Source organism: Oculatella sp. FACHB-28 (assembly GCF_014696015.1).
In the GTDB taxonomy this organism is placed as follows: Bacteria; Cyanobacteriota; Cyanobacteriia; order Elainellales; family Elainellaceae; genus JAAUTN01.
Map to the genome: position 1 here is coordinate 91,345 of NZ_JACJPJ010000066.1, position 26,478 is coordinate 117,822.

Annotated in this window: 24 protein-coding genes, 1 pseudogene and 1 riboswitch; of the genes and pseudogenes, 10 read left to right on the forward strand and 15 right to left on the reverse strand. The window is 47.9% G+C overall.

The annotated features are described in order from the left end of the window. Positions 1 to 208 precede the first annotated feature (208 nt). From H6F88_RS14510 to ahcY, 6 genes and pseudogenes are all read right to left on the reverse strand, one after another. Positions 209 to 1,075, reverse strand: a complete 867-nt coding sequence (locus tag H6F88_RS14510) for an MBL fold metallo-hydrolase (RefSeq protein ID WP_190643463.1) — start codon at positions 1,073 to 1,075, stop codon at positions 209 to 211. Positions 1,076 to 1,336: 261 nt separating this feature from the next. After that, a complete protein-coding gene (locus tag H6F88_RS14515) occupies positions 1,337 to 2,191 on the reverse strand; it encodes a manganese catalase family protein (protein ID WP_190643464.1) in 855 nt (284 codons plus the stop codon). 741 nt (positions 2,192 to 2,932) lie between these two features. After that, positions 2,933 to 3,742, reverse strand: a pseudogene (locus H6F88_RS34480) (AAA family ATPase); the annotation flags it as partial. A gap of 888 nt (positions 3,743 to 4,630) precedes the next feature. Next, positions 4,631 to 5,155 (reverse strand): hypothetical protein, encoded by a 525-nt coding sequence (locus tag H6F88_RS14525; RefSeq protein WP_190643465.1) that lies wholly within the window; start codon positions 5,153 to 5,155, stop codon positions 4,631 to 4,633. Between the two features lie 37 nt (positions 5,156 to 5,192). Continuing rightward, complete coding sequence (locus H6F88_RS14530; RefSeq protein WP_190643466.1) at positions 5,193 to 5,813, reverse strand: DedA family protein; 621 nt, start codon at positions 5,811 to 5,813, stop codon at positions 5,193 to 5,195. A gap of 351 nt (positions 5,814 to 6,164) precedes the next feature. Continuing rightward, positions 6,165 to 7,439, reverse strand: coding sequence for an adenosylhomocysteinase (ahcY, locus tag H6F88_RS14535; RefSeq protein WP_190643467.1), 1,275 nt, complete (start codon positions 7,437 to 7,439; stop codon positions 6,165 to 6,167). Positions 7,440 to 7,587: 148 nt separating this feature from the next. Here ahcY and H6F88_RS14540 point away from each other — a divergent pair, with 148 nt between their 5' ends. From H6F88_RS14540 to H6F88_RS14550, 3 genes are all read left to right on the forward strand, one after another. After that, complete coding sequence (locus tag H6F88_RS14540; RefSeq protein ID WP_190643468.1) at positions 7,588 to 7,962, forward strand: hypothetical protein; 375 nt, start codon at positions 7,588 to 7,590, stop codon at positions 7,960 to 7,962. A 132-nt stretch (positions 7,963 to 8,094) separates the two neighbouring features. Next, positions 8,095 to 9,285 (forward strand): hypothetical protein, encoded by a 1,191-nt coding sequence (locus tag H6F88_RS14545; protein WP_190643469.1) that lies wholly within the window; start codon positions 8,095 to 8,097, stop codon positions 9,283 to 9,285. Positions 9,286 to 9,314: 29 nt separating this feature from the next. Continuing rightward, positions 9,315 to 10,175 carry an alpha/beta hydrolase gene (locus tag H6F88_RS14550; protein ID WP_190643470.1) on the forward strand — a complete coding sequence of 287 codons (861 nt, stop codon included), beginning with the start codon at positions 9,315 to 9,317 and terminating at the stop codon, positions 10,173 to 10,175. Positions 10,176 to 10,201: 26 nt separating this feature from the next. On the opposite strand, the gene H6F88_RS14555 is transcribed toward H6F88_RS14550, so the two are convergent. The 5 genes from H6F88_RS14555 to radC form a co-directional block, all read right to left on the reverse strand. Then, positions 10,202 to 10,486, reverse strand: a complete 285-nt coding sequence (locus H6F88_RS14555; protein WP_190643471.1) for a DUF1816 domain-containing protein — start codon at positions 10,484 to 10,486, stop codon at positions 10,202 to 10,204. Positions 10,487 to 10,567: 81 nt separating this feature from the next. Continuing rightward, positions 10,568 to 11,785, reverse strand: coding sequence for a 23S rRNA (guanosine(2251)-2'-O)-methyltransferase RlmB (gene rlmB, locus H6F88_RS14560; RefSeq protein ID WP_190643472.1), 1,218 nt, complete (start codon positions 11,783 to 11,785; stop codon positions 10,568 to 10,570). A gap of 142 nt (positions 11,786 to 11,927) precedes the next feature. Further along, a complete protein-coding gene (locus H6F88_RS14565) occupies positions 11,928 to 12,353 on the reverse strand; it encodes a ribonuclease III domain-containing protein (protein ID WP_242043736.1) in 426 nt (141 codons plus the stop codon). Positions 12,354 to 12,590: 237 nt separating this feature from the next. Then, positions 12,591 to 12,959: an anti-sigma factor antagonist gene (locus H6F88_RS14570; protein ID WP_190643515.1), complete on the reverse strand. Its 369-nt coding sequence runs from the start codon at positions 12,957 to 12,959 to the stop codon at positions 12,591 to 12,593. A gap of 93 nt (positions 12,960 to 13,052) precedes the next feature. After that, positions 13,053 to 13,784 carry a DNA repair protein RadC gene (gene radC, locus H6F88_RS14575; protein WP_190643474.1) on the reverse strand — a complete coding sequence of 244 codons (732 nt, stop codon included), beginning with the start codon at positions 13,782 to 13,784 and terminating at the stop codon, positions 13,053 to 13,055. Between the two features lie 465 nt (positions 13,785 to 14,249). Between radC and H6F88_RS14580 the strand changes: the two genes are divergently transcribed. Both H6F88_RS14580 and H6F88_RS14585 read left to right on the forward strand, forming a co-directional pair. Continuing rightward, a complete protein-coding gene (locus tag H6F88_RS14580; protein WP_190643475.1) occupies positions 14,250 to 15,698 on the forward strand; it encodes a glycosyltransferase family 2 protein in 1,449 nt (482 codons plus the stop codon). 154 nt (positions 15,699 to 15,852) lie between these two features. After that, a complete protein-coding gene (locus tag H6F88_RS14585; RefSeq protein WP_190643476.1) occupies positions 15,853 to 16,503 on the forward strand; it encodes a hypothetical protein in 651 nt (216 codons plus the stop codon). On the opposite strand, the gene H6F88_RS14590 is transcribed toward H6F88_RS14585, so the two are convergent. Together H6F88_RS14590 and H6F88_RS14595 are read right to left on the reverse strand one after the other, a co-directional pair. Next, positions 16,500 to 16,916, reverse strand: a complete 417-nt coding sequence (locus H6F88_RS14590; protein ID WP_242050552.1) for a 4a-hydroxytetrahydrobiopterin dehydratase — start codon at positions 16,914 to 16,916, stop codon at positions 16,500 to 16,502. The two genes, H6F88_RS14585 and H6F88_RS14590, sit on opposite strands and share 4 nt — an antisense overlap. A gap of 643 nt (positions 16,917 to 17,559) precedes the next feature. Continuing rightward, on the reverse strand, positions 17,560 to 17,835 hold the full coding sequence (locus tag H6F88_RS14595; protein WP_190643477.1) for a DUF2470 domain-containing protein: 276 nt from the start codon (positions 17,833 to 17,835) through the stop codon (positions 17,560 to 17,562). Between the two features lie 476 nt (positions 17,836 to 18,311). Further along, a riboswitch (Glutamine riboswitch) is annotated at positions 18,312 to 18,395 on the forward strand. Positions 18,396 to 18,442: 47 nt separating this feature from the next. Here H6F88_RS14595 and H6F88_RS14600 point away from each other — a divergent pair. Then, a complete protein-coding gene (locus tag H6F88_RS14600; RefSeq protein ID WP_190643478.1) occupies positions 18,443 to 18,877 on the forward strand; it encodes a DUF4278 domain-containing protein in 435 nt (144 codons plus the stop codon). Between the two features lie 125 nt (positions 18,878 to 19,002). On the opposite strand, the gene H6F88_RS14605 is transcribed toward H6F88_RS14600, so the two are convergent. Further along, entirely contained in the window at positions 19,003 to 20,136 is a 1,134-nt protein-coding gene (locus H6F88_RS14605; RefSeq protein WP_190643479.1) for a cob(I)yrinic acid a,c-diamide adenosyltransferase, read from the reverse strand. A 200-nt stretch (positions 20,137 to 20,336) separates the two neighbouring features. Continuing rightward, positions 20,337 to 21,800 (reverse strand): HEAT repeat domain-containing protein, encoded by a 1,464-nt coding sequence (locus H6F88_RS14610; protein WP_190643480.1) that lies wholly within the window; start codon positions 21,798 to 21,800, stop codon positions 20,337 to 20,339. Between the two features lie 220 nt (positions 21,801 to 22,020). Here H6F88_RS14610 and fraC point away from each other — a divergent pair, with 220 nt between their 5' ends. The 4 genes from fraC to H6F88_RS14630 all read left to right on the forward strand — a co-directional run bounded on the left by fraC (position 22,021) and on the right by H6F88_RS14630 (position 26,473). After that, a complete protein-coding gene (fraC, locus tag H6F88_RS14615) occupies positions 22,021 to 22,572 on the forward strand; it encodes a filament integrity protein FraC (RefSeq protein WP_190643481.1) in 552 nt (183 codons plus the stop codon). 24 nt (positions 22,573 to 22,596) lie between these two features. Next, complete coding sequence (locus H6F88_RS14620) at positions 22,597 to 23,592, forward strand: DUF5357 family protein (RefSeq protein ID WP_190643482.1); 996 nt, start codon at positions 22,597 to 22,599, stop codon at positions 23,590 to 23,592. 13 nt (positions 23,593 to 23,605) lie between these two features. Continuing rightward, positions 23,606 to 24,385 (forward strand): ABC transporter permease subunit, encoded by a 780-nt coding sequence (locus tag H6F88_RS14625; RefSeq protein ID WP_190643483.1) that lies wholly within the window; start codon positions 23,606 to 23,608, stop codon positions 24,383 to 24,385. Between the two features lie 159 nt (positions 24,386 to 24,544). Then, positions 24,545 to 26,473 (forward strand): ATP-binding protein, encoded by a 1,929-nt coding sequence (locus tag H6F88_RS14630; RefSeq protein WP_190643484.1) that lies wholly within the window; start codon positions 24,545 to 24,547, stop codon positions 26,471 to 26,473. Positions 26,474 to 26,478 lie beyond the last annotated feature (5 nt).

A 26,478-nucleotide genomic window follows, 5' to 3' on the forward strand; every position in this document is an offset into this window, starting at 1 on the left:
AAGTAGGGTTTAATGCCAGATCAGCTTCGGTGGGACTACGATCGCCAAACTATTCCCCATAATCAAGAAAGAGGAAGGCGATCGCCTTCCTCTTAAGAGTGATTTGAGCAGCATTTCTACCTATATCAGTAGTATCAGTACATCCGACCCTGCCCCGCTTTATCTTGATCCGTTACATCAGAGTTTGGGCTTGTTTGCTCACTCATGCTCAGTTCTCCTTTGCAATTTGAGTCCTTACCTGAAAGTTGTAGGTATCACCATGCTTCAGATACTTCACTCGATCTTCTAACTCTGCCAACACCACAGCGGCTTTAAAGTCCTCAAGTGGAGATTTGAACACAGTGTAATCGTTGTAATGAATCGGGATTGCAGCCTGAGGGGAAATTAGTTGAATTGCTTCCACACCTTGTCTGCCATTCATAGTTAACAGAATCCCAAATACCTTTGTCCCACCCAGGTGCAGCAGCGCTAAATCAATATTGGGATAGCGTTTTGGAATTTCCTTAAGCTGCTCATACACCAGTGTGTCTCCAGTGATGTAAAGACAAAAGTGAGTTTGCCCAGTAGATTGAAACTCCAACATACTGCCCATTACGGGGGGCAATGCCGCCGCAAGAATACCCGGACCGTGCCGTCCTGGCATTGAGGTAATTTTGAGGGATTGCTCCCCTTTACGCACCGTTATAGATTCCCAGGTATCAATCGCCTGCGTTGCATTGAATCCCTTCTTTTTCAATGATTTTGTGGCATGAGGAGTGCTGACAATGGGGAGTGATTTATCTAACTTTTGTTCTGCCACTCGATCAAAGTGGTCTTCGTGCATGTGAGACAGCACAACCAGGTCAAGCGGCGGCAATTCTTCGATAGCGATCGCTGGATCGGTGACACGTTGCGATCGCAACCCATATCCCAAATGCACATGGTCGCCTTGATGCAAAAAGTTAGGGTCAGTCAGGATTGTAAATCCTGCATATCGCAGAATCACAGTTGCCGTACCCACAAAGAAAACCGAACCATTTTCTAGGTCGGGGTTCGTGTTGTCTCCAGGTAAAACCAATTCTTTAGCAGTGTTCATAATTAGATCCTGACCTCCACCAACTTGTAAATGCTTTGCCCACGACTCACTAAGCTTTTGAATAGACAACTTACCCGTTCTCAAGAAAGTTTAGGAAGAAGGCAATGCCCTGTAGGGCGTAGCATTTGGTCAGAGACTTTCGGTGTATTCCAAGACCCATCTACCGAATGCTACGCCCCTACCGTATTGGGCTAAAAATCCAGACTTCTTAGGCATCCTTTAATAGAGCAGGCAGTTTACCTGCTCCACGGTTACTCACTCCTATTTCTTGCCTGTGCCGTGCAGACGAGGGTCGGGAATGGGGGGTTCTGGCTCTGGCCCCAGAGGTTGAGGATTTGCCAGGTACTCAAACTCACCTTTGCCGTCCATTGATGGACCTTTTGCCCAACGTCCTTCGCGGCTTTCCTCGCCATCAGACAGATTCCAGAACTGGTAGGCTGCATCCCGTTTCTCCAACTCCAGTGGGAAAGAGCTAGGAACAGGGGTTGTCTCCAATCCAGAGCTTTCCAGGTCTTCGATCGCCGCCAGCCACTGGTTTTGGTGCATAGTATCCCGTGCAATCATGTAGCTGAGGGTATCTTTCACACCTGGGTCATCCGACATTTCATACATTCGCACAGCCTGCAATCTGCCCTGAGACTCTGCATGCAAGTTGGAGCGGAAGTCTGCTAGCAGGTTGCCACTAGCGATAATGTATCGACCATTCCAGGGATAGCCCACGCTATCGTTAGGTGTTGCACCCAAGCCAGAAACGATCGCATGTTGAGGATTCATGCTTGCTGCAATTACGTCTCGTGGATTTACACCACCCATCACAGCGCCGACGATTGGATCTTTTGCACCATCTTCCTGCATCTTTAGGGGTGCTTCATCTAGTAGATGGGCGATCATAGTCGCCAACATCTCAACGTGTCCAATTTCCTCGGTGCCGATATCGAGCAACATATCTTTGTAACGAGCAGGACCTCGGCAGTTCCAACCTTGGAAGAGGTACTGCATCATCACAGTCATTTCACCAAAGGGTCCGCCGATCAGTTCTTGAATCTTCTTGGCATAAACCGCATCCGGTTGTTCCGGTTTGGTGAAATATTGCATCCGTTTGTTGTGAAAAAACACTTTTTAAATCTCCTAATTGCGTTGTTACTAATCTGCTCAGAATTTGCTCAAAAGCTAGGTTCAAAGGCAATGGATAACAGTTCATCTCTGACGAACTTGTTTATCACCATTTCAGAAGTAATCTGGACACAGAACAAACTCACTCAGATGAATTTGACTTCTGATATCTCCAATCAAGCCGCTTAAAAATCAACTAGCTCAACAGACTTGAACAATCCTGAATTGCTTACGAACGCCTTGCTTCAAAGGACAAGCAGCTTAAGCTCTTAATTTCCACTAAGCCTGTTCGTAAGGGGATTTAAGATTGTCACGCCCCAAAATTACTTTGAATGGATTTTGCTACTTGAGAACAGGTTCCCGCTTGATTGCCTCCATTCTCAGCAATCTTTTCCAACAAAACGTCATACCTATTGCCTGTCATCCGCCCCAACCAAAGAGGTAGCTTTGATAAAGTGATATAAACACTCCGAACGATGAATCAAAGAATGAGTAAATAGAGTGAGCAAGATTACTCAAACGGTTTTTGAATGACTTTGAGCAGTTCGAGAGGAGGTTGGAAAGTAAGACCAAATCCGTTCGATTAACCGTAATTCCTGGTGGGGAGATTTTGCCGTTGGGCCTCGGCTCTGTTAATATTCGGTCTGCTAAACCTACCCGTACAGTGTTGGGTTGTTTAGCAGGATTCAAAATCACAGATATTTTCCCTGAGGTAGGCTACAAATTAGACTACTCAAACAGCCTCTAAACTCTGGCAGTTTCTGAATAGTTGCTGGGAATGTCTTCAGGAATGAGTGTTGTTAATACCTCATCGGTCAAAGAAGAAAGTACAGCCAGTCTATTTGCCTGCTTTTCAATGCTCTTCTCAAACAGATTACGAACCATGCGAGCATTGCCAAAGTTTTTGTCTCGATTATCGTAAAGCTGATTGAAGATTTTGAGCAGTTTCTCTCTTGCTTCTGGTGTCAACTTGAAGTGACTTTTTCCAGCCATTCGCTCAAAAATTGCTAGCAGCTCTTCGGGTGTATAGTCGTTGAAATAGAAGTAACGGTTAAAGCGTGATTTTAAGCCAGGATTTGATTCGATAAAGGCTTCCATCTCATCGGTGTAGCCTGCCACGATGACGACGAGGCGATCGCGATAGTCTTCCATTCGCTTCAGCAGAACGTCGATCGCCTCCTGCCCAAAGTCACGCCCCGCTTCTCGCGGCACTAAAGCATAGGCTTCATCAATGAACAGGACGCCATCCAGAGCAGAATCCACCATTTCATCTACTTTTTTAGCCGTTTGCCCAACATAGCCTGCCACCATGCCAGAGCGATCGGTTTCCACCAAATGCCCTTTACTGAGAAACTCTAGTCCTTCATAGATTTTGCTCATCAGGCGAGCAACGGTCGTTTTACCCGTACCTGGAGGTCCACAAAAGACCGCATGAAGTGAAACTGGCGTTTTTGCTAAACCTCGTTCTGCTCGAATCTTCTGCACCTTCAGAAAGTTGGTTAGAGTTTGCACTTCCTCCTTAATATTCTCCATTCCAACTAGCTCGTTCAGGTCAGCCAGAGCTTGCTCTAAAATCTTGGTTGGGTCTTCCTTCAGAGTGGGTTCAGAACTTTGAGGCTTAGGTTCACCGGAGTTTTGAGGCTGTTTAGATTCAGAAGTTTGCTCAGGTTTTGGAGCCGATGCTTGAGTCAGTTTAGGAATAGGAACAGACGCTAAACCTGCCTGATAGCTGTCTAATTTCTGATAAGAATGAAGGAGTTGCCAAACTTTTGATAATGCCTCCATTTCTTGCATCGTCACGACACCATCCGCTTTAGTAATTACTTGAGCAAACTTATAGATGGCGTTGACAGCATAACCTAGATATTCTGTGCCTTTTTCCTCATCTAGCTTGTTCAGAATAGAGGGCAATGCAAGCTGGTCAGTCTGCTGATCGCCCCCTGTTAAATCAAGCAAAATTTGAATAGTAATTTTTTGATATTTAAGCCGTTCTTCGCTAGAAAATTCCCATGAATTGACAGCAACGTTCAGTTTTTCTCTATCTTTTTTAATCAGCGCATAAATTACTAGATAGGCTAGCAGTTCAGCAGAGCTAATTTCTTTGTTGCTACGTCCACAAATTCTTACGACTTTCGCCAAGTCAACTAATATTAGATCTGCAAACCGTTCGTCTAACTCCAAGATGGAAGTTAGAGAGCGATATAGGTCATTTGCCTCTTGCTTGACCAGCCTGAAGTTAACAATCTGGCGAAAATCCACAAAAACCTCCTGAAACTGACTGAATCCTATCATGGCTTCCCTTCCCTTTCAGGCGGAAGCCTCAACAGCAGACAGAACCTCTAGCTATCTTATCGGTGTCAGAGAAAAACGCCTCTATCGCTGGGCGATCGCCTAGAAAGTAATAAAACGATTGAATAGGACGGGGCGATCGCCCCGTCCTATTCAATCGTCGATGTTTGCGCCATTCCAATGGAATAACCTTGGAAGTTGCGCTAAATCCAAACCATAATTTATGATCCAGACTACAATTTCCAGGATAAGAATGTATCGAACCCAAACCAGTGTTGGATCAGAACTCAAGAGATTCAGCCCCTCGTAAAGCTGCCAAAACCGATAGGGCAAATACAGATAGGGAACCATGACAAATACTGTGGATTGAAAGCGTCTTAACGACAAACTTTCAGACAAAATTTGTAGCCCCAACATGAGAAAGTAAGCAGCAAAGATTGCGACTACATCGAAGTTGCCCTGCCATATTCCCCACACCAGCAAAGCGACCAAGGGTGGAACGATACCCAAAAACTGAACTGACAAAAACCAGATCCTAAACCAGCCTGGAAGCGGTTTAGGAAGCTCATAAGGGGCTGTGTCTCGCCAGGACCAACCGGCGATCGCAAAGAAAGCAGTGGCGATCGCAAAGAAGATTAGATTCTCAAGTAAGAGATAGTTAGTGGTAGGAAAAAGCATGAGCAATAGTGTTCATCGCTGCACTTGTTATCATGCTTCATCTAAGCCGACGTTTGCTGTTTTGCTTCCGACGGTTGATCACAACCCAAACAATGAAGGCAACGAGTAAACCTCCGACTATCAGTTTAGAAAGTGGTCCAATATAGACTTCAACCAACTCGTAGTTGTCGCCCAGCAGATACCCGGCTCCTGTCAGTAAGCTAACCCATGCTACAGTCCCAATCGTTGAGTAGACCAAAAAGGGGATGAAAGGCATGTTGCAGGTGCCCGCTGGAATCGAAATCAGCGTCCGGACTCCAGGCACGAGGCGACAAAGCAATACAGTCCTGCCGCCGTGCTTGACGAACCATTTTGTGGCTTCGTCCATTTCTTTGCTGCTGATCCCCAGCCATTTGCCATAGCGGTCAGCCCAAGCTTTAAGGCGATCGGCTCCCAAAAACTTTCCGGCAAAATACCAGGGCAGCGCTCCTAAAACAGTGCCAATGACTCCTGCCAGGACCGCATAAAAGACGTTCATTTCGCCTTGAGCCGCAGTAAAACCTGCCAACGGCATGATTAGCTCAGAAGGAATCGGTGGAAACAGATTTTCCATAAACATCAGAAAACCGATACCAACGTAACCCAGGCTGTTGATCGTGTTAGTAATCCATTCGACCATAAAGCTGTTCCTTGCAAAGTCCCATTAAAGCGAAGCATTGAGCCAATCTGACAGGCTAGAGCCCTCATTAAGAATAGCTAACAAATTTCAATCAGAAAGCACCCCTGCTATCGGGCATATCCCTAACTCAGCTAGACTGATCGCCCCATCGTTGTAGTAGTACACGCAAGAATGAAGTTGTGGCTGTGATCTCCACTCCCCTTGGGGTGCGGGCTCATGACCATTTGAGATTGCTATATCTCTTTACATAAATTGCGGGGTTCACCCGTGCGTTTTCACTCGTGCGTTTTCTTAAAGAGCGGGGGCGCTGCAAGCAACGCCCCCGCTCAAAATAGATGGCTCTAGCTTAGTTTAAGTGCCTGAGGTCCAGGAATTGATGTATTCGGTCTGCTCAGGCGTGAGCGCGTCGATCCCAATTCCCATCGCCTGAAGCTTCAGGCGCGCAATTTCCTGATCGACTTCAGCAGGAATGGTGTGAATTCCAGGTTCTAGATTGCCTTTGTTCTTCACCAAATATTCACAGGCAAGCGCTTGGTTTGCAAAGCTCATATCCATAACGGCGCTGGGGTGTCCTTCAGCAGCAGCCAGATTGATCAGTCGACCTTCACCCAAAACGACAACAGATCTGCCGCTTGGCAGACGATATTGCTCAGTGAAGTTGCGGACTTGCTTCACTTCAGTTGCCATTTCTTTGAGCGATTTGAGGTCAATCTCAATGTCAAAGTGACCAGAGTTGCAAACGATCGCCCCGTCTTTCATGGTTTCAAAATGCTCTGCTCGGATGACGTGCTTGTTGCCCGTCACGGTGATGAAGATATCACCTTGAGGCGCTGCAACGGTCATTGGCAGTACGCGGAATCCATCCATTGCCGCTTCGAGGGCGCGGGTAGGATTGATTTCCGTCACGATCACGCTTGCACCCATGCCTCGTGCCCGCAGGGCTGTACCCTTGCCGCACCAGCCATAGCCCGCAACAACGATCGTTTTACCTGCGAGAAGAATGTTGGTTGCCCGGATGATTCCATCTAGTGTGGATTGTCCTGTTCCATAGCGATTGTCAAAGAAATGCTTGGTGTCAGCATCGTTAACGTTCATCGCTGGGAAGGTGAGTACGCCATCTTTGAGCATGGCTTGCAGGCGCACGATCCCGGTGGTGGTTTCCTCGGTGGTGCCAATCAGGTCAGCAATTTGGTCTTGCCGCTCTTGAATTAATGTGGCAACTACGTCGCTGCCGTCATCAATGATCAGGTTGGGGCGGTGATCTAGCGCAATCTGGACGTGGCGGTGGTAGGTCTCGTTGTCTTCACCTTTTTGAGCAAAAACTGGAATGCCATGATCTGCAACTAAACTGGCAGCTACGTCATCTTGAGTAGATAGAGGGTTGCTAGCAATGAGCAGAGCATCGGCTCCGGCCGCTTTGAGGGCGATCGCTAGATGAGCAGTTTCAGTCGTGACGTGGCAGCAAGCTACCAAACGAATTCCAGCCAAAGGCTTTTCTTGAGCAAAACGCTCTTGAATTCGCCGCAAGACGGGCATTTCCCGCCCTGCCCACTCGATTCGCTGTCTCCCCTGTGCTGCTAAGGAGAGGTCTTTAACTTCATGCTTTACCTGAGCTGTTGTGGTCATGTAGATCTTGCCTTAAGGAATCTGGGAGATTTTGCAAATTTACGACTTTTACTAGCCTACCTAGCTTAGCCAAATCGCGAAACCGTGAGGCAAAATTCCCCCGCTTTTTACCACCTCTCACCTTTTGTCAAAATGTTAAATTGGCAGCATGATTACAGTCACATTTGAGGAAATTGCTCAGTACCGATCTGAGCTATCAGCGAGTCCAGAAGCGCTTAAAGCGCTAGATATGATCGAAGATTGCGAAGGCGATTTGGAAGATGCAGCGATCGCCCTGGCACTTCAGGCAAGGCAAGAACCTGACACGTCTGACCGTTGGTTAGAAGGTCTCGCCAAACGTTGTCGAGCTGTGTTGTGTCAGTCTGATCTCAGAGCAAATTTGGCAGCAGGATCACTTCAGGACGCAATGCGATCGCTAACCAAAGCAACAGAGCTTCCCCCCAGTCTGGCAACTCCAGTGATCATTTACGTGCTTAAAACGGGTCTAGAAGATTTTTGCAAACCGCTTGAGGAAAAGCTCTAAAAGGTTTCTAAGAGGTTAGGGTAGCCAGATACAGAATCGGCTTACCCTCGCATCCGAAAAGCGGTGCCGCAGTCAACAATAGTGCGTAGCCTACTTGTACAGACGTAATTCATCGCGTCTCTTGCCCAGAATATGGTTGCTCAAGACTCTTCTCAAAATTTTGTCAGGTTACGCCTAGCCCAGTTGCTGCCAGGGATTGCTCTTGCTGCTGCCACAATCATTTCTGGAGCGATCGCCCCTATTGCAACTGCCAGCAGGCAAGAACTCAATCGCCCTGCTTATGCTCAAAATTATTCAGTTCCCGCAGCTGTCTCTCTAGCTCAGTCTTCATCTGCTCAGGTTAACTGGACTACCGAACCTGTTCTGACTATTTCGGATGATCAGGTGAGTCTTGGGGGGACTGACACTATTGCTATTAGCCCAGATGGGAGGGTGGTTGCCGGTGCCGTTACGACTGATCCCAACGAGTACGCAGACTCCGTTAGAGTGTGGGATCTGACAACAGGCGAAGCGCTCTACACATTGAGTGATCATGCTGCAATGGTTTCGGCGATCGCCTTTAGCCCTGATGGTCAACTCCTTGCTACTGCCGATTATGACTTTGACAACCGAATGCTGACCATCCGCCTGCGAAATGTGAGTAGTGGTCAAACGATCCGCACGCTTAGACGAGCTATCACCCCTAAGTTTATGGAAGAGGGCGGCTATTATTTCAGTAGCGTTTTGGCCTTTAGCCCTGACAGCCAAACGCTCTACAGCAGTGCTACTAGTCCTCTGATTCAGGTTTGGGATGTCAACCAAGGAACACTTCAGCGCAGCTTAGTCGGGTATCGGGAAACCATTCGAACTCTGAAAGTCAGTTCAGATGGGCAAATGCTCGCTAGTACCCATGTGGATGGCGAATTAACTTTGATTGACCTTGCTTCTGGGCAGATCAAACGAACCTTTGAGGGCGGCATAGATGCCTTTAAGATAGCCTTCAGTCCAGACAGCCAGACTGTAACGGGCACTTTTACAGTAAGTCGCAATGGCGCAGTTGTGCCCCGTCAAGTCGCAACCTGGAATATCAACACAGGAGAGCTTGTAAATACAGCAACGGAGTTCGTCGAGCAGGACTGGTTAATCCCAAGTGCAGATGGCAAAATCCTGGCTGTTATTAATTATGAGGAAGACATCAACCTGCTAGATATGGTTACCGGGCAAACGCTTCAAACTTTTGAGGAGAATGCAACTAATGGTGCGTTTAGTGCCGACGGACGCCTCTTTGTTGCTGTGACGGAAGGCAACATCAAAGTTTGGTCTAGCTCATCGGCTCAGCCATAAAGCCTTTTAGTTAAGCGCAGTTTCGACCTATGCAGCAGTCTGATCCCCCAGCCATTTCACTCTCAGTTCAGGTGCAGGGAAGCGGTTTCCCAATGCTCTGTTTGCATGGTCACCCTGGCACTGGGGCCAGTATGTCGGTCTTTACTCAGCATTTTTCTCGGCGTTTCAAAACCTTTGCGCCTGATCTGCGTGGCTATGGCAAGAGCCAGGCTAAGACAGCGTTTACCATGCAGGATCACCTGGTCGATCTAGATGCGTTACTCGATCGCTATCAAATTGAGCGATGCTTAGTCTTGGGCTGGTCACTGGGAGGAATTTTGGCGACGGAGCTAGCACTAAGACAACCAGAGCGAATCAGCGGACTGATCCTGATTGCTTCAGCAATGCGTCCTCGCAGCAGTCACCCACCCATTAGCTGGGAAGATAACCTCTACACGGGATTGGCATCGGTAATCAACTGGCTGCAACCAGGCTGGCAGTGGAACATTGACACCTTTGGCAAGCGATCGCTCTATCGTTACCTGATTCAGCAACACACAGCGATCGCCTACCAGCACCTTGCCATTGAAGGAATGCCAGCCTACTTTCAGACATCACCTAGTGCTCGTCAAGCTCTAAACGATGCTCTTAGGCAAGACTACAATCGACTCGCAGACCTCAATCAGGTTAAGTGCTCCAGCTTGGTTATGGCTGGAACGGCAGATCGACACATTACGCTTGAATCTAGTCGGGAAACTGCTCAACATCTGCCAAAATGCCATTGGCTCAGCTACCCTGATGTCGCACACCTCTTCCCCTGGGAGATCCCCGATCAGGTACTCCGGGACATTGACAATTGGATTGAGAGCAACCCTGACGTTGTAGACAAACGGTCAAACGCTCCAAGCTAGATGCAGAAGGACAACAAACCTGCTAATTAAACTTGACCGCTAAAAATGGGAGCTGGACCGCCACGGCTAGGACGATCTGCAATCTCTTCATAAATCGTCAGATTGTCTGGCTTGCATCGCTTCACAGCAAATTTGATACCCTGAGCGCCTTCTTGCTCCAGATCCTCAATGTAGCCAGCTTTCTCAGCCTCAGCCTCACTAGCGCTAGCAAAAGGTCCAAAATAGTAGGTGCAACGCGGATTGTCAGTGAAGATCTCAACCCACCAAGCCAGACCAACGGTTTGAAGTAGATTTGTCCAAAGTTCTTTCATAGTTTTACCGAATTGTCTCTGCTGAATAACAGGGTGTGCTGGGTAAACGCTAAGCGAATTGTCAACCGCCCTTAAGAAGTTTCAAGTTTTGTTATACTCTGTCGCACTTTTTTTTGCAAAACATCCACCAAGGTGTACAGTGCTAGCTCGTCGTTGTCGGTAAATTTCGTAAAGTGCCATTCCGGCTGCTACAGAGGCATTCAGGCTAGGTGTATTGCCTCTCAGCGGAATCGAGACTAGGGTATCGCAACAGCGCTGCGTGAGCAGACTTAACCCTTCACCTTCTGAGCCAATCACCAGAGCGATCGGCCCCGTGAATTTAACGGTGTCCAAATCTTCACTGGCTGTTACCGCCGTACCATAAACCCAAAAGCCAGCTTTCTTTAATTCTTCCAATGCCCGGCTTAAATTGACAACCCTTGCAACTGGAAAAGTTTCTAAAGCTCCTGCCGCAACTTTAACCACAGATGATGTGATCCCCACGGCCCGCCGCTGCGGGATCACCATCCCTTGCGATCCCAGCGCTTCTGCGGTGCGGATAATTGCTCCCAAATTGTGAGGATCTGTAATACTATCGGCAACCACAATGACAGGTTGCTCAGATGTTGCCTTAGCCCGCTCGATCATTTCTTGCAGATCAGCATAGACGTAGGAGGTAACCTGAGCCGCGATCCCCTGATGGTTTGCCGCTTGAGTGAGCTGATCTAGCCGTCGGTGATCAACTTCATCAATGACCGTTCCGTTGGCTTTAGCCTGAAGCAAAAGAGAATGAAAGCGAGAGTCATAGCGCAACCTTGGAGTAATCCAGAGGCGATTGAGCTGTCGTTGGCTCTCCAGTGCAGCCAAAACTGGATGACGACCATAAATCAGATCGTTATCTGTATCAGGCACATCCGTCACACCAACCGAATTAGCCGTTTCAAACTGGGGATCGACAATATTTGCCTGTTGCTCCTGTTGCTCCCGTCCTGGCTTTTCAGCAATGGGCGAACGATTCACAGGTTGGATCTGAATCACAGAGCGCTGTTTAATTTTTCTGCCACTGACAACTCTGCGTTCACCCCGACGCTCTGTATCTGACTTGATAACTCTGCGCTCACGCCGACCTTCTGTATCTGACTTGGCAACTTTGCGCTCACCCCGACCTTCTGCATCGGGCTTAGCAACTCTGCGTTCACCCCGACGCTCTGTATCTGGTTGAGAACGACTGGGTTTTAAATGAACGCGTTTGTCTTTTGACTTAGCTGCACCTTTTCGAGGAGAGCGATCCTGGGATGCGTTGCGATGTTTAGGAGCCATGGTACAAATTCCTCTGAATTGCTTAAAATTGTGCAAGGTATTCGACCTTGCCGTAAAAATGCTGGTTTAGGGGACCTATAAAGGACCATCCACCTATCTACTTGGATGGTCTGACCGAAAGTCTTTACAAGAATTTAGATCGTTACTCTGATAGCTTTTCTAGATCTAATTTTGCGAATAGTTGGGCAAGCCGCTGGGGATCAGTGAGATATAGATAACCCATTAGAGTCTCCAGACTGGTAGCAGACTGATAAACCTCTAAAGCAACTCTTCGGGGACGGTTGGAGGCAGCATTACGGCCCCGCTTTGAAATTTCTAATTCAGCCGTCGTCAGGTAAGGTTCAAGCGATCGCAGATGGTTAGCTTGACTTTCCGCCCTAACTTGAGCCACCACTTGACTATGATAAGTCTGCAAGCGCTTGGGCGGCATCAGGTAGGACAACCGGACATGAAGTTCGTAAACCGCATCTCCAATATAAGCTAGGGCAGCAGGTGAAAGCTGCTTAACCTGGTCAGGGGTCAAGACAGGCAAAGACGTTGGGCTAGACAAATGAGTCTGCTCCAGCAGCCGAGTAGCGAAGTAGTCTAAACCTGTTTCATCCTTCGGTGCCACGCAAGGGCTCCCTCACTGTTATAAACCTTTGTTTTTCTTTACCTTCCTTCACTTGCATAGTAGCCCCAAATGCGATTAAGGACGTATGCCATAGCAAAATGCGATCGCATCTACTTTCTGCGATCGCATAGACAGCTTAGAGTACCAGAAGCCAATCTGGTCACATAATTCAACCGTTCTGTTGAATCTAAATCAAGCCGACTTGACGTTTTCTAGAGCGGCCTCAACCGATGGCTGGAGAGACAGGAACTGCTCAAGCCGAACGAGCTTGACCGTCTGCGTAACGCGAGGGTTAGTTACGACTTGCAAAGTTCCTCCAGCAGTTTGCGTTTTCTTGACAAGCTGCACGAGAGCACCCAGCCCAGAGCTATCGACAAAGTCTATTTGAGATAGATCCAGAATAAAATTCTTTGGACCTTCCTCTACAAACTTGTCGAACACCTTGCGAAACGTTGGCTCTGAGAAGGCATCTAAAAGGCCGGCAAGGCGAAAAAGCTGGCAATTTTCCCTGACTTCGCGGGTGCCTCTTAAACTTACGGTCAGGGTTAGTGATTCAGGAATAAAAACCTCCCATACCAGATACTGTCTAACAATAATATTGCTTAATTCGAGGCTTCAGTATAAGTCAGGATGAGGCCGTCTGCAACCCAAAAATTAATCCCCTTGAGCTAATTCATTCCAAAGGCTGGTCGTCTGCCGGAGACTCAAGTGATTTCCATCACCCAAAATCAAGTGATCGAGTACCGGAATTCCTAGAAGCTGCGCTCCTGCAAGAAGTTGACGAGTTAGAGAAATATCTTCTGGACTGGGTTCAACGTTCCCAGAGGGATGATTGTGGGCCACAATCACCCTCACCGCACCCTGACGAATCGCTTCCCGAAAAATGTCGCGAGGGTGAGCGAGAGTTTCTGTCGCCGTCCCGATTGTGATGACCCGAGTTCCCAGTAGCCGATGTTTGATGTCTAGTAGCAGTACCGCAAACCGCTCTTGAGATTGCCACATCAGGTCGTGGCTGAGGGTTGCTGCTGCCACAGCCGGATCATCAATCACGGTGCGTTCTGACGGGCGCACCTGCAAGACTCGTTTGCCAAGCTCGATCGCCGCCAAAATGGTGGTTGCTTTGGCTGGACCTACACCCGGAATTTGCATCAATTCTTGGGCATTTACGTCTCTTAAGACCGCAAGAGAATCTCGCTGATCTTCCCCCAACTTTTGCAAAATGTACTGCCCTAAACCTACGGCTGAGAGGCGACCAGGACCTTGCCCCGTGCCTAGCAAAATGGCAATTAACTCGGCTGTAGAGAGAATTTTAGCTCCTTGCGTGAGCAGTCGTTCGCGAGGTCGCTCGGTGGCGGGCAGGTCTGCCACTCTAAGACTGTAGGTCATGGATGCGCTTAGAATGATGATAAAAAGGCTAGTACAACGCTTGCATTGGCGTTGGGCAGTCAGTTCTGCCGCATTCCTATCTATCCCAAATGAATCTTTACGCACTACATTTTCTAGTGCATGTCCAGGCACAGTTGACTAGCTGACCGTGAAGAAGATGATAAACTGCTACTGCTCAGCTACTTTTCCAGGTAGGTGTACTTATCGGTGTACTCGGCCAGGAGCGGCTGTACGATTTTTCTACTGCAACTAAAAATAGCCCAAGAACCTCTATTAGACCGATGTGAATGGCGGCTCTGTCGCTCTAGCAATTTAGAAATTTGATTTGCAAACCGTCTAAGGTGGAATAGGTGATTTTGGTTGTCGTAGGGAAAGCTATTGGGGATTAAGTTGTGCTGTTTGGTACAGCTTTATTTTGCTCCCCTGTGAGTAGTGGTTAATTTTGGTGGTTAAATTAAGCAATCTATGCCGGAGAATTCCTGGCTCGAAAACGACTCCTATAGCGAACTAGAGCCTATCAGCTCACTTTTAACTGACCTGACGGACTCAAAGCATGAGGCTTCTGCTACAAGCAATTCTTTACATCGAGGGTTGAAAGGTCGCAGGCGTAAGGCAGTTGTAGTCTTAACGCTCGTCTGGAGTGGTACTGTTGCACTTCACCTGGTTTCCTGGGGCTATTGGTTTGTCTTGGGCTTAACGACTCTAATGGGCATTCATGCTCTACGGATTTTGTTTGCCCGGCCGGTCGCTATGCCTGAGCCGCTTGCAGAAACTGACCCTGAAGCTTGTCCTTATGTTTCGCTGTTGGTCGCGGCGAAAAATGAGGAAGCGGTCGTGGTGCCATTGGTTAAAACGCTGTGCAATCTTGATTATCCGGACTGTCGCTATGACCTCTGGGTAATTGATGACAATAGCAGCGATCGCACTCCCATTTTGTTGGACCACTTGGCGGAGGAGTATCCTCAGCTTCGGGTGATTCATCGTTCTGCGAGCGCTGGGGGCGGTAAGTCTGGCGCACTAAACGAGGTTTATCCCATTACGAAAGGGGAGATCATCGCAGTATTTGATGCCGATGCTCAGGTACCGGGGGATTTGCTGCGGCGCGTTCTACCCATGTTTGAGCGCAAGAAGGTTGGAGCAGTGCAGGTCAGGAAGGCGATCGCCAATGCTTCGGCTAATTTTTGGACCCGTAATCAGGTTGCAGAAATGGCGCTGGATTCCTACCTTCAGCAGCAGCGATTAGCGATCGGCGGCATTGGAGAACTGCGCGGCAATGGCCAGTTTGTGCGACGAGAGGCACTTGATTGCTGCGGCGGCTGGAACGAAGAAACGATTACAGACGACCTGGATTTAACCTTCAAACTGCACCTGGACCAGTGGGATATTGATTTTCTGTCATTTCCACCCGTTGGAGAGGAAGGGGTAACCCGTCCACTGGGGCTGTGGCACCAGCGAAACCGATGGGCAGAGGGTGGCTATCAGCGCTATTTGGACTATTGGCGGCTGATTTTATCGAACCGGATGGGAACTCGCAAGACCGTTGATTTATTCATGTTTTGGGTAACTCAATATGTCATGCCAACTGCCGCAGTGCCTGACTTTTTGATGGCGATCGCCCGCAATCGGGTGCCAATTTTTAGCCCTATCGCCAGCCTAACCATCGTGCTGTTTATTATCGGCATGGTCATAGGACTACGACGAACAGAACCTGATAGAAACGCCACCAAGGTGACAGTTCAATCGCTCTTTCTGCTGTTTTTCCAGACATTGCAGGGCACAGTCTACATGTTCCACTGGCTACCCATCGTTGCTAGCATGACCTTCCGTGTTTCGCTGCGACGAAAACGTCTGAAGTGGGTAAAAACGATCCACCATGGCATCCATGAACCTCGGCTAAACTTGCCTAAAAGCTAGTTAATTCCAATTCCAAGAAAACGAACTAGAGGAGGGAAGGTACCTTCCCTCCTCTAGTTCGTTTTTGCCGAAAAGGTATAATCCCCTCTCTGTGCATACTAAACAGGGCAAATTATTGTTCTGTTACCAAGCTAAGAAAGGTCAGTAAAACCTTATGGATTTTTCCTTTATTCTGTTTTTCATTGTGCTGGCGATTGTTGGCGTCGCACTTTCTATTTATTTTGAGCGCCAGAGAACTAAAAAACTAGAAGCGATCGCCGCAGACCTAAACCTGGAGTTTTACAAGAACGGTAATGGACAAGTTATGGGGCTCGTTCATGACTTTCAACTCTTCTCTAGAGGCCGCAACCGACGAGTTAGGAATTTAATTCAGGGACAAGTTGAAGAAGCATTCGTTGCTATTTTTGACTACCTTTACACAACCGGGAGCGGAAAAAACTCGCACACTCATTCCCAAACGGTTATTTTGCTACGTTCTGATCGCTTGCAGATGCCCAAATTCTCGCTGTACCCTGAAAATCTGTTTCACAAGATGGGCGATTTCTTGGGCTATCACGACATCGATTTTACGAGCTACCCGGAATTTTCCAGCCGTTATCTACTGCGCGGCGAGGACGAGGCATCGATTCGCAAAGCCTTTCATTCTGAAGCAATTGCTTTCTATGAGGATAGCAGAGGGCTTTGTACTGAGGCGAGTGACTCACGGTTAATCTTTTACCGCGCTAGTGCTAAAGTTCCACTCGAAGAAATGCACTCATTTCTCTCAGTTGGGATGAAAGTGTTGCGACTGTTTGCTAAATTTTAGTTGGGCTGACAGCCTGGAGTAGAGGAAGGAATTTCGTTATGAAGTTGAGCGATCGCCTCTGCTAAAGCAAAATCTAACGCTGTTAGTCCACCTGCATCATGAGTTGTTAGAGTAACCGTAACTCGGCTGTAGGAAATTAGTAAGTCAGGATGATGACCTGCCGCTTCCGCAGGGTCTACCAGACGATTGACAAATGCGATCGCCTCCACAAAGCTACCAAGTTGGTAGGTGCAAACAAGCTGTTGATCACGAACTGTCCAACCTGGTAGCTGCTGTAGACGATCAGAAACTTCTGTCTCGCTCAAACGTACTAAAGGATTCAAGTTTTCAGCGTACGCTGAGCTAACCAGCAGCACCAGGCTAGAAACTGCAATTAAAAGGATGCGATTTGCCCATTGCCGCAGTAGCATCATATTTAACTTCCTGCGTGAATCGTTGCGCGGCGGAGCCGCACAACGATTCACGCTTCCAAAACAGTATTCATGTAGGAAGTCTATTACGTTAGGACTGGACTGACTGAAGCTATTAGCAAAAGGATGTAATCCTTTATTTCAGACTGACGCAGTTTATGCTCCTGAATTAGCTTTCTGAACTGACTTCTTGGAGAGACAAGCATCTGAAAAGATCAGTTCACAGGAAAGCTCATCGGGTCTGAAATTCGTCTCAAGTCCGAGTTGATAGAATCCAAACTAGCAGGTTGCCAACCAGCACCTGCGGTTAGATAAAGCAAAAAAGTAATCAAGGCAGCTTGCAGTAGTTTTTTAATCACTGCATCTTCGTCCTATGCGTACCACTCTATAAAAGATACTTATTGAAGTGGTAGATTGAATCCTCCTTTCGTTGGATCGCTTCTCTAGGAAAGAAATCAAACAAAATTGGAGCGATCGCCCATTCCAACAATCCTTAGATTAGACTCCCTGCATTTCTAAGACTAAGGAGATTTCTAGCAAACAAGATACCTGTAGGGGCAGGTTTAGCATTAAAGCTGTCGGTCAATTGCAAAGATTTTGTCAAAACCTGCCCCTACCCAGGGGTAAATTTTTTCTCAGAAATCTCCTAAGATCTAGCTTGCTTAACCATTGCAATTAGAGTGTGGTGAGCATCTTCTGAATCTACAAGTTCATGGTCAAACACAACTCTGACTGGAAGAGTAGTGCCATTTACTTGGGCAGACAAATCCATGCCTTGAGCATCGATTTTGAGCATTTGTGCGGCTGTTGCTTGAGGAACATCGCCAAAAACTCTGGCATAAAGTGCCACTGCATCTGCATGGTCATCATTCATGTGCTTGCAAATGCGATCGCTAATTTCAGGAGAAAGGGCATCAGCCATACTTAAGCTTCCTACCAAATTTCAAGCTGTACAGTGCTTACTTTAAAGTTACTTCAATCTAAGCCAGTTTTAGGAACTGACGCTTTCCTCTTGGGAAACTTCAAATTTTGGTAGTCTCCAGATCAAATTTCAGAAGGGGTTGCTGACCTAAAGAGGCGGATTGGGATGTAAAAAGAAAACTGCCAGTCGAAACAGATTCAAGCCAATAAAGGCAATCAGCGCCACGCTGATAAAAATGTTGATTGCATTACGTAAAGTTTTCATTGCAAATCTTAATAAGTGCTATTGCAGGGTGTAGGGGCAGGGGCAGATTCCTTACCTCAAGTCTACTTCTCGCCCGTTACAGAAGCTTAACTTCAACTTATTGCAACAATCCTACGGCATAACTTTGAAGTATCTTCACAGGATCTTAAATCTTACTTAATTGGCAAGACAAAAGACAAAACCGTAAAATAAGATACAGACAGAAAACAAATTTCGTTCATCTCCCAAGTTCCCCGCCTTCAGGTAGGGTTCTAGTAGAGACGGAAGTAGGGAGTTTTGTCCCGAAGGAACGCGCCTCATTCCGAGATTACAGGATTATCCTTTGCAGGAGGCGATCGTCATTATGAAACTTTCTTATCGCGGTGTCCGTTATGACAGTGTTTCTACCCCTATAAACATGGTTGAAAGTGAAGGTACGGGGAACTACCGTGGAAGCAACTTTCACTTTACCTATCCCAGACACATTCCCGTTCGACAGCCTGTATTGGAGCTAAAGTATCGGGGTGTTGACTACCAGACGAATGCGACTGGTGGAGCTGAATCCATTTCGCCAGCGATTCGTGCAGCAAAGGCAGCAGTTCGCGATGTCTTTCGTCCCAGTGGGATGGATCAAGCTCGTTCTGCAATTCGGGCAAGGCAGGAAATTTTGAGCGAAGTTGCAAAGGTTCATCGCCAAAACATCGAGCGCAGTTTGCAGCACCGAATTGAAGTTGCAAGGGAAAGAGGCGACCAAAACTTAGTCAACGTGCTTGAGCGCGAAATGCAGCAAATCTTTTAGAAGTCTTTTTCTCTAGAAGTCTTTTTCTACAGCTGCATTGGGTAGGACAAAAAAGGGAGGAGGGGTTGAGCCCTTCCTCCCTTTTTGGAATAACTCAGGGAATCAGCACGACGGGTAGGAGTAACTTAAAAATCCACGCCCCGCTTTAAGTCAATTCCCTTCTCGGCGTAGTGTTTGTGACAGTAGACTTCCGAGTGAATACTGGCGAGGTCAAAGTAAGCGGGCGGGTTCTTGCAGCGACCTGTGATGATCACTTCTGTGTCACGAGGTTTGCGTAGCAGTGCCTGAATAATTGGCTGTTGGGGCAGTAGTTCTAAATCGACAGTTGGGTTTAGCTCATCCAGAATAATAGTTTTGTAAAGTCCAGAGGCGATCGCCGCTCGCGCAATTTCCCAACCCCGCTCTGCTTCTACATAGTCAAGTTCTTGTTGCTGTCCGCGCCAGACGATCGCATCTCGACCACAGCGTTGGTGATCAACCAGGCTGGGATAACTTTGTTGGAGAGCAGCGATCGCTGCGTCTTCGGTGTAGCCCGTGCCGCCTTTAAGCCACTGCATAATCAGCACCCGGTGAGATTTATCCTGGCTGATGCCCCGTCCAATTGCCTGAAGTGCTTTACCCAAAGCGCTGGTAGACTTGCCTTTGCCTGCCCCCGTATAAATCTCGACCCCTTCAATTCCATGCTCTAGGGCAGACGGGTGGTGATGAGGCTTCATCTCAGAGTGCAGGTCGGCGACATCAAGCAAAGGCTGAGGCGCACCCCGCCCAGTGGCAATGATTTCCAGGTCTTCTGGTTTGCGCTTGAGGGTTTGCACGACTTCATCAATTGGTAGCAACCCCAGGTCTAGCACCGGATTGAGTTCGTCCAGCACAACAACTGAATAGAGACCAGAGGCGATCGCCCCTTTGGCTACATCCCAACCTCGCTGCGCTTCCATGCGGTCAAATCGGGTGATATCGTCTGCGCCAAAAAATTCTGCTCTGCCCGTCCGCACCTGGTCAATCAGGTGGGGAAAGCCGCGCTGAAGCGCTTCGATTGCCGCATCTTCGTCATAGGTACAGCCTGGGCCTTTGAGAAATCGCAGTAGCAGTACGCGGGTTTGCCAGGATGTCCGGATGCCTAAACCAATTGAGCGCAAGACTACGCCTAGTGCTGCCTGAGATTTGCCCTTGCCCGCACCATCGTAAACGTGAATTTGACCCGTTATGCGCTCAGAGCGGGTTTGAGCGGTACGAATACCGATGCCTGTCCTCGTCATAGCTCTGGTGATGTGGCTCCAGGAAAGTGAATGGAATGGACGTGTAGACAGCGAACGGGTTGTACCTATTCGCTGTTGTTTGCACTACGGATAGCGTTCTAGAGGCGATCGCTCAAACCTCAAAGCCTATCTATAGTGTCTCATAATTGACTCATTATGACGGTTAACCTGCTAATGAGCAATTCCATAACGCTTCATACTCAAACATCCAATCCCATTTGCTCAAAATGAAGCGGGGTATAGCTTCCTTCTTCCAAAAGTTGAGTAAAGATTTCTCTGGCTCTAGGATCGCCTAAAGCGCTTAATGCTTTACCAGCAGTTAGACGTATGGTTGGATCTTGCTGCTGCTGAGCAAGTTGAAACAGAGGCTCTACAGCATGCGAGGCTCCTAGCTTCTCTAAAGTGTCAATCACTATCAATAATGACTTCCACTCAGGAAACTCAGGGTTGATCTGCACAAAAGCCTTTGACTCAACAAAAACCTGCTTTCTTAAACTGAAAGAGCCTGAGATTGTTCGTTGTAGAAGAGCAAGTAGTATCTCTACGGCTCTAACGTCTCCCAATTCTCCTAATAGCCTAACTAATTCAAGGTTCCAAGTTGAGGACTGTTGCAAAATCTGAAATAAAAGGTCGGCTAATTCTATATTTTCTGTTGTTTGGACGGATTCAACGCTCTCGCTAATTCCAAAAGAAGCCAATCTTACGACCACAGCATCTCGAATCCCAGCGTCGTTTCTTTTCATCAAATGCCATAGATATTGAATTGCTTCAATAGTGTCAATTTTGCAAATACCTGTAATTAGCGAGAAAAGATTGCTTTGCTTTAAAGGTAGAGCTTCAAACGCGTCAGCTTGTTCGGATGCGGTTGGGGCATGGTGACGTTGAAATAAAAGGTGTTTAACTTCAGGTTCAAGTTTTTCGACTGCCTGAATCAATAAAGGTAATGCTTCTGGATGTCGCATCTCCGCCAAAGCAGAATAAGCTTCCTGCTGCTCCTCATCGGATAGATGCTGTACTTGATTATTAAGAATGGCGGCGGCATTGTCGAGAATTGCATCGGCTTTAGCAATACGATGAGGCTGATACTTGAACCAAATTTGATCTGCTCCAAGGTCATCCCAATTCAAGTAAGAGTAGTCATCTATAGAGTAAGCGCCTGTCTCAAAGCACTCGGCGATCGCCAGCATCATACCGGTCAAGCTATTGAACTTTAGCTCTAAGCCAACCTGTACAAAAAAATCGAAAACAGGTGAAGTTGCTTTAGGTTCAACATCGCCTTGAATAACGTAATAGTTACCACCTTCGGCAAATAGAGGAAACAAATAGGTTTCATTCTCTTTCACTTCTTCGTCTTCGAGCAGCAGTTGTCGGATTGTTGCGTATTCGGCGATCGCCTCCTCCAGGGACAGCATTTGGTACCCCGGCATGAATTCAACTTGGGGCGTTGGGTTGTACCTATCCTCTCTGCCATTGCGCCACTGATAAAGCTGATACACCTCCTCTGGCAAATGAAACGACAGGGTTTGAAGCTGTGTTTCGATCTGCTCGCGGGTGAGTCCGGGTTGGAGGGATTGGGCAACTGTCGGTGCTTTGACTTGCCAACAGTAAAGAATTCGCTCCAACGTCTGGACTAGGGGCAAAGCTTGAAGATCGGAGGCTGACATGGATTACTCCGTACTGGAGAGTTTGACCAGATTCTAGCGTCAGAAATTCTCTACAAAGGTTGTAAGAGACTTAACCTCTTATCTGAAGCGCGATTCTTACAACTTGTTGAGGTTTGCTATAGGATTTTAAAGACTTGGTCGAGTGGGGCTTCAATTTCTCGATTTTACTGATATCAATCTAGATAGAACGTGCCGTATCTGGGGCGGAGTGAGGGCTTAGATGTTTTCTGTGCTGCCGTTAAGAGCGATCGCATTTCAATGTTTGTTTCTGCTGCTGGCGATCGCTATTGAAGCAGCAGTTCTACATGAAGGACTAAAGCTGCCATACCGCAAAAGCGTGGAGTATGCAGCCTCGATCAATTTACTCTCGACTGCAATTGGCTGGCTGATCTTCTTTAGCATCGAGCCATTGGTTCCAACGAATCTGAAGTTTCAACTGATTAACTGCATTTTTTTTGATCAGTGGTCAAGCGGTATTGCAGCCTGGATCATTTTTGCGGGGTTTGTGACCTTTTTTATCAGCTTTTTAGTCAAACTTTCGGGGTTAGATTTGCTCAAGCTCTTGCTGCAAGACAAAGAGGAAAAACGGTCAGAGCAAGAAATTCAAGCTGACAAGTCCAAGCGCTATCAGAATACAATCCGTGCCAGAAAAAATGCTCGTGAAGGTCCAAGTCGGGCCAACGCCGTTCTCATTGCCAATGCCTTAAGCTATACGGCTATCCTGCTTGTCCTCTTCATTCGGATTATCGTACCTGCTGACATTCGCCTTTAACGTCACCCCTCTGGAGCCTCCCCTGTGCTGGAAGCAATCAAACGCTTTTTTGAGCAATTCTGGACGCAGTTCAAGCCGCCTCGCTCATTCTCCTGGCAAACTCTGATTTTTCTGAGTTTGTTTTCCTGGGGCATGTCGTTGTTGAACTCGGTTTTGACCGACACCGAGTTTGTGCAAGATTTTCTGGCAACGATGGGCTGGTTTTTTCTGACGCTGGGGGTGGGCTGGGCGTTAGCAGACTTCAAGATTGAGTTTTTGGGACTCAAAATTTATCCTGGGCCGTGGATTACAGGGGCATTGACCTGCACGTTTTTATTTGAAGGCTTGCGTGAAGAGTTTCCGGCATTGCCGTTTGTTAGCTGGCCGCTGATCTCGGCGGCGATCGCTGCTGTGCCCAAGTTTCTAAAGCGCGGTCCCGAATTTAAAGTGCCTGATGCAAAGGGGCGACAAGAGCTAGTCATTTTGTTTCTAGTCAGCATTATCTTGAGCTGCTGGTTTAGCTTTCATTTTCTGTTGCAAGACTGGCTGGGTGACTATCCCAGCATTCTGGCAGATCGCTTTGACAGAAGTGCTTTTGTGATCAACACTGCTAGCCCAAGAGTCAGCGATTCTAGAGGCGTTCTGATTTTGAATCTGGCAGAGTCAATTGTCATCGATGAGTTAGAAGGTCGCTCTCTAGCGGAAACTGAACTTTGGCTATTTAATGTCCAATCGCGGGTTGCTGACATAGAAAAGCAGGTTTTGGACAGAATTTCTTTTCTGGAAGAAAATGTTTTGTGGAACCTGGAAGGCTCAGTTTCTGGAAATGCTCCACGCTATACGCTGAATTTGCAGGCAATTTGGCAAGGACCAAGTTCTCAAACAGGAGGCTATTTTTTGCAGAAGCCTTGCTCAATTACCCAGCAGCCTGTGCGAAATCCACCCGCAGCTTCTCCGCCTACTGTGAGTCAGATTGAATGTAATCCAATTAGTGATTTGATTCCGCTTAACCCTATTACAGCGTCGTCTCAAGGGAGTTAGAAGGAGAAAGTTGGTGAGTCTGGGTCGAATTCTGGTCGTCGCTATCAATGTGTTTCGTGAAGTGATTCGCGATCGCGTCCTTTATTTAATCGGCGTGTTTGCGTTGCTGTTTGTCGCGGCAGCAGCACTTTTGCCAGAGATAGCGGCTGGTACGGAAGACAAAATTTTGCAAGATTTGGGATTAGCGGCGATCGCCCTGCTCAGTCTAGTGATCGCTGTATTTGTCGGCACCGGGTTAGTGAACAAAGAGATTGAAAAGCGCACTGTCTTTGTTTTAATTGCTAAACCCATCAGCCGAGTTGAATTTATCATCGGCAAGCATTTAGGACTGACGATGGTGCTAGCAGTGTTAGTGTCCGCAATGACGCTGATTTACCTGGCAGTTTTAGGTTTTTATCAGGTGCCTTATCCGCTTAGCAGTACGCTCTTGGCGGCGGTTTACCTGCTACTGGAGCTGTCTCTGATTATTGCAGTAGCGATTTTGTTTGGTGTGTTTACCAGTTCTTTATTGGCAACGCTGCTAACCTTTGCCGTGTATTTGATGGGTCACTTTAGCCGAGATCTGGTGGCACTTGGAAATTTGTCTGAAAATCCCAGTATTCAACGGGTGACGCAAGCGCTTTACCTGATTTTACCTGACCTGTCTCGACTAGATTTGAAGAATCAGGCAGTCTACGGCAGTGCAGCTTTACCTGTGCCCCTAGATTTGCTGGGCCACGCCGCCTACGGTTTACTTTATACCGTGCTGCTTTTGGCGATCGCCAGTCTTTTATTTTCTCGTCGAGAGTTTTAGAAAGCTTTAATTTCGCCCGTAAGCAGCTTAATCAGAGGCAAATTTCTGTAAGCTTTTGATGAGCGAGTTTCACTGTTCGGGCTGAGGCTATGGTGATCGATTAGACTCGCAGCAGGGTGAATTGTGCCATGTCAACGTTGCACATCCCAGCCTGAGACTATGAACCAGCATTCAAACCTGTCAACCCCTGAGCCGTCTGCACCTCATGGGCAAGCTCCTAGTACAGAACTACCTAATCCTAAAGACCAGCTTGAGACACAGCTGTGGCTGGAGCGTCACAGCAACCAGCTAACTCAGCAGATTAACAATCAGCTTTTACGCTTGTTGTCTCGCGATCGCCCGCTTCAATCGGGGCAAAAGGACATGATTGCGGCTGAGCTTTTTCACATTGTCGTGAATGAGCTAAGAGCTGCTCTAGGAAATGGCGTTGTGGCGATCGCGCTGCCCTGGCATGATCCTGATTCGCGGTTTGACACCACTCCTTCCCCTTCAACAACCGTTTTTCAGGTTTGTCATGTTGCCCCGCTAGAGTCTCGTCGTCATAGCCAACCGGCAAATGCATCCTGGCTCCAAGGGCTACAGGCACGGCTCAGTCCAGGAGAAACGTTGTTTCTCCAAGATTTTCAGCAGGGGTCATCTGACTGGCAGACTGCCTGGAAGATTCAAACGAGTCGCGGCTTAGTGGGTTGGTTGATTGTCTCCCCTGCCACTCTGCCAGACGCCCCTCTGCTGCACCAAGCCTGGTTGGACTTAATCGAGCGAGTCGTCCAACAATGTGCGATCGCCATCAGCCAAATTCAACTGCTGCAACTGGACTGCCCTCAGTGTCACAAACTAGAAAACCGGATTCGAGAGCTAGAAAGGATCAATCAGCTTAAAAGCGAGTTTTTAGCCAGCACCAGCCATGAAATTCGTACACCGCTCAACTCCATGTTGGGGTTTGTGCAGTTGCTTCACCAAAACCACAGTTCTGACCTGACTGCCCATCAAGACTACTTAAATACCATTCTCAGCAGCGGTCAGTATCTCTTGGCGCTAGTCAACGACATCCTTGACCTATCAAAAGTCGAGGCAGATCGGCTTGATCTGCAAAGGGAAACGGTTCACGTTCCAGATCTGTGCCATAACCTGATGACCTTGATTGCAGAGAAAGCCCATGCAAAAGGGCTACAACTTCGGATAGATCTTGATTCCAGCGTTACAACTTTTGTTGCAGACCCACTGCGTCTGAAGCAAATGCTGTTGAATCTGCTGTCTAACGCGGTGAAATTTACCCCATCTGGAACCGTCGGCTTAAGAGTAAATCTGGTTGGGGTGTTTCTGCATTTCACCGTTTGGGATACGGGTGCAGGCATAAGCAAAGAGCAGCAGGCAAAGCTGTTTCGACCCTATACCCATCCCAATGAAGTCGTAGGAACGCACGAAGGGACGGGTTTAGGGTTAGCAGTGAGCCAAAAGCTCGCACAACTTCATGGTGGGCGGATCGAAGTTCACTCTGAACTGAATCACGGTTCTCAATTTACATTAGTGTTGCCGCTGACCCCAGCGGTGGGCGATCGCCAATTGCCTCCAGAAACCCCAACACCGGAAATTTCCCGACCGACCCCGCCTTCTATTCCCAGTCCTCGACCGACCTCAAACCCCAGTGATGCAACCTATCGCCCGACGGCACCCATTAGCCCTGGCAGCAGAACTCCTCCTCCAACCTTGGGCAAGCCGATTTTAGTCGTGGAAGACAATGTGTCGAGTGCCAGACTTATCCTGACTTATCTAGCAAAGCTGGGCTACCAGGTGCTTTGGGCAAAAAATCCAGAAGAATTTTGGGTTTGCTTGAAAAATACGCTGCCTGCTCTGATCCTGATGGATGTCGGATTGCCTGATGTAGATGGACTTACGCTCATCAAGCAGCTTCGGGCTAACCCCAAATATAAGTCGATTCCCGTTGTGGTACAGACCGCAATGGTGATGGCAGGCGATCGCGAAACCTGTCTGCAAGCCGGAGCCGCAGCATATTTACCTAAACCTGTAGCGTTGGATGTGCTGGCGCGTCTAGTGGCAAACTACAGCAGTCCTAACACCAAATCGTGAACAGG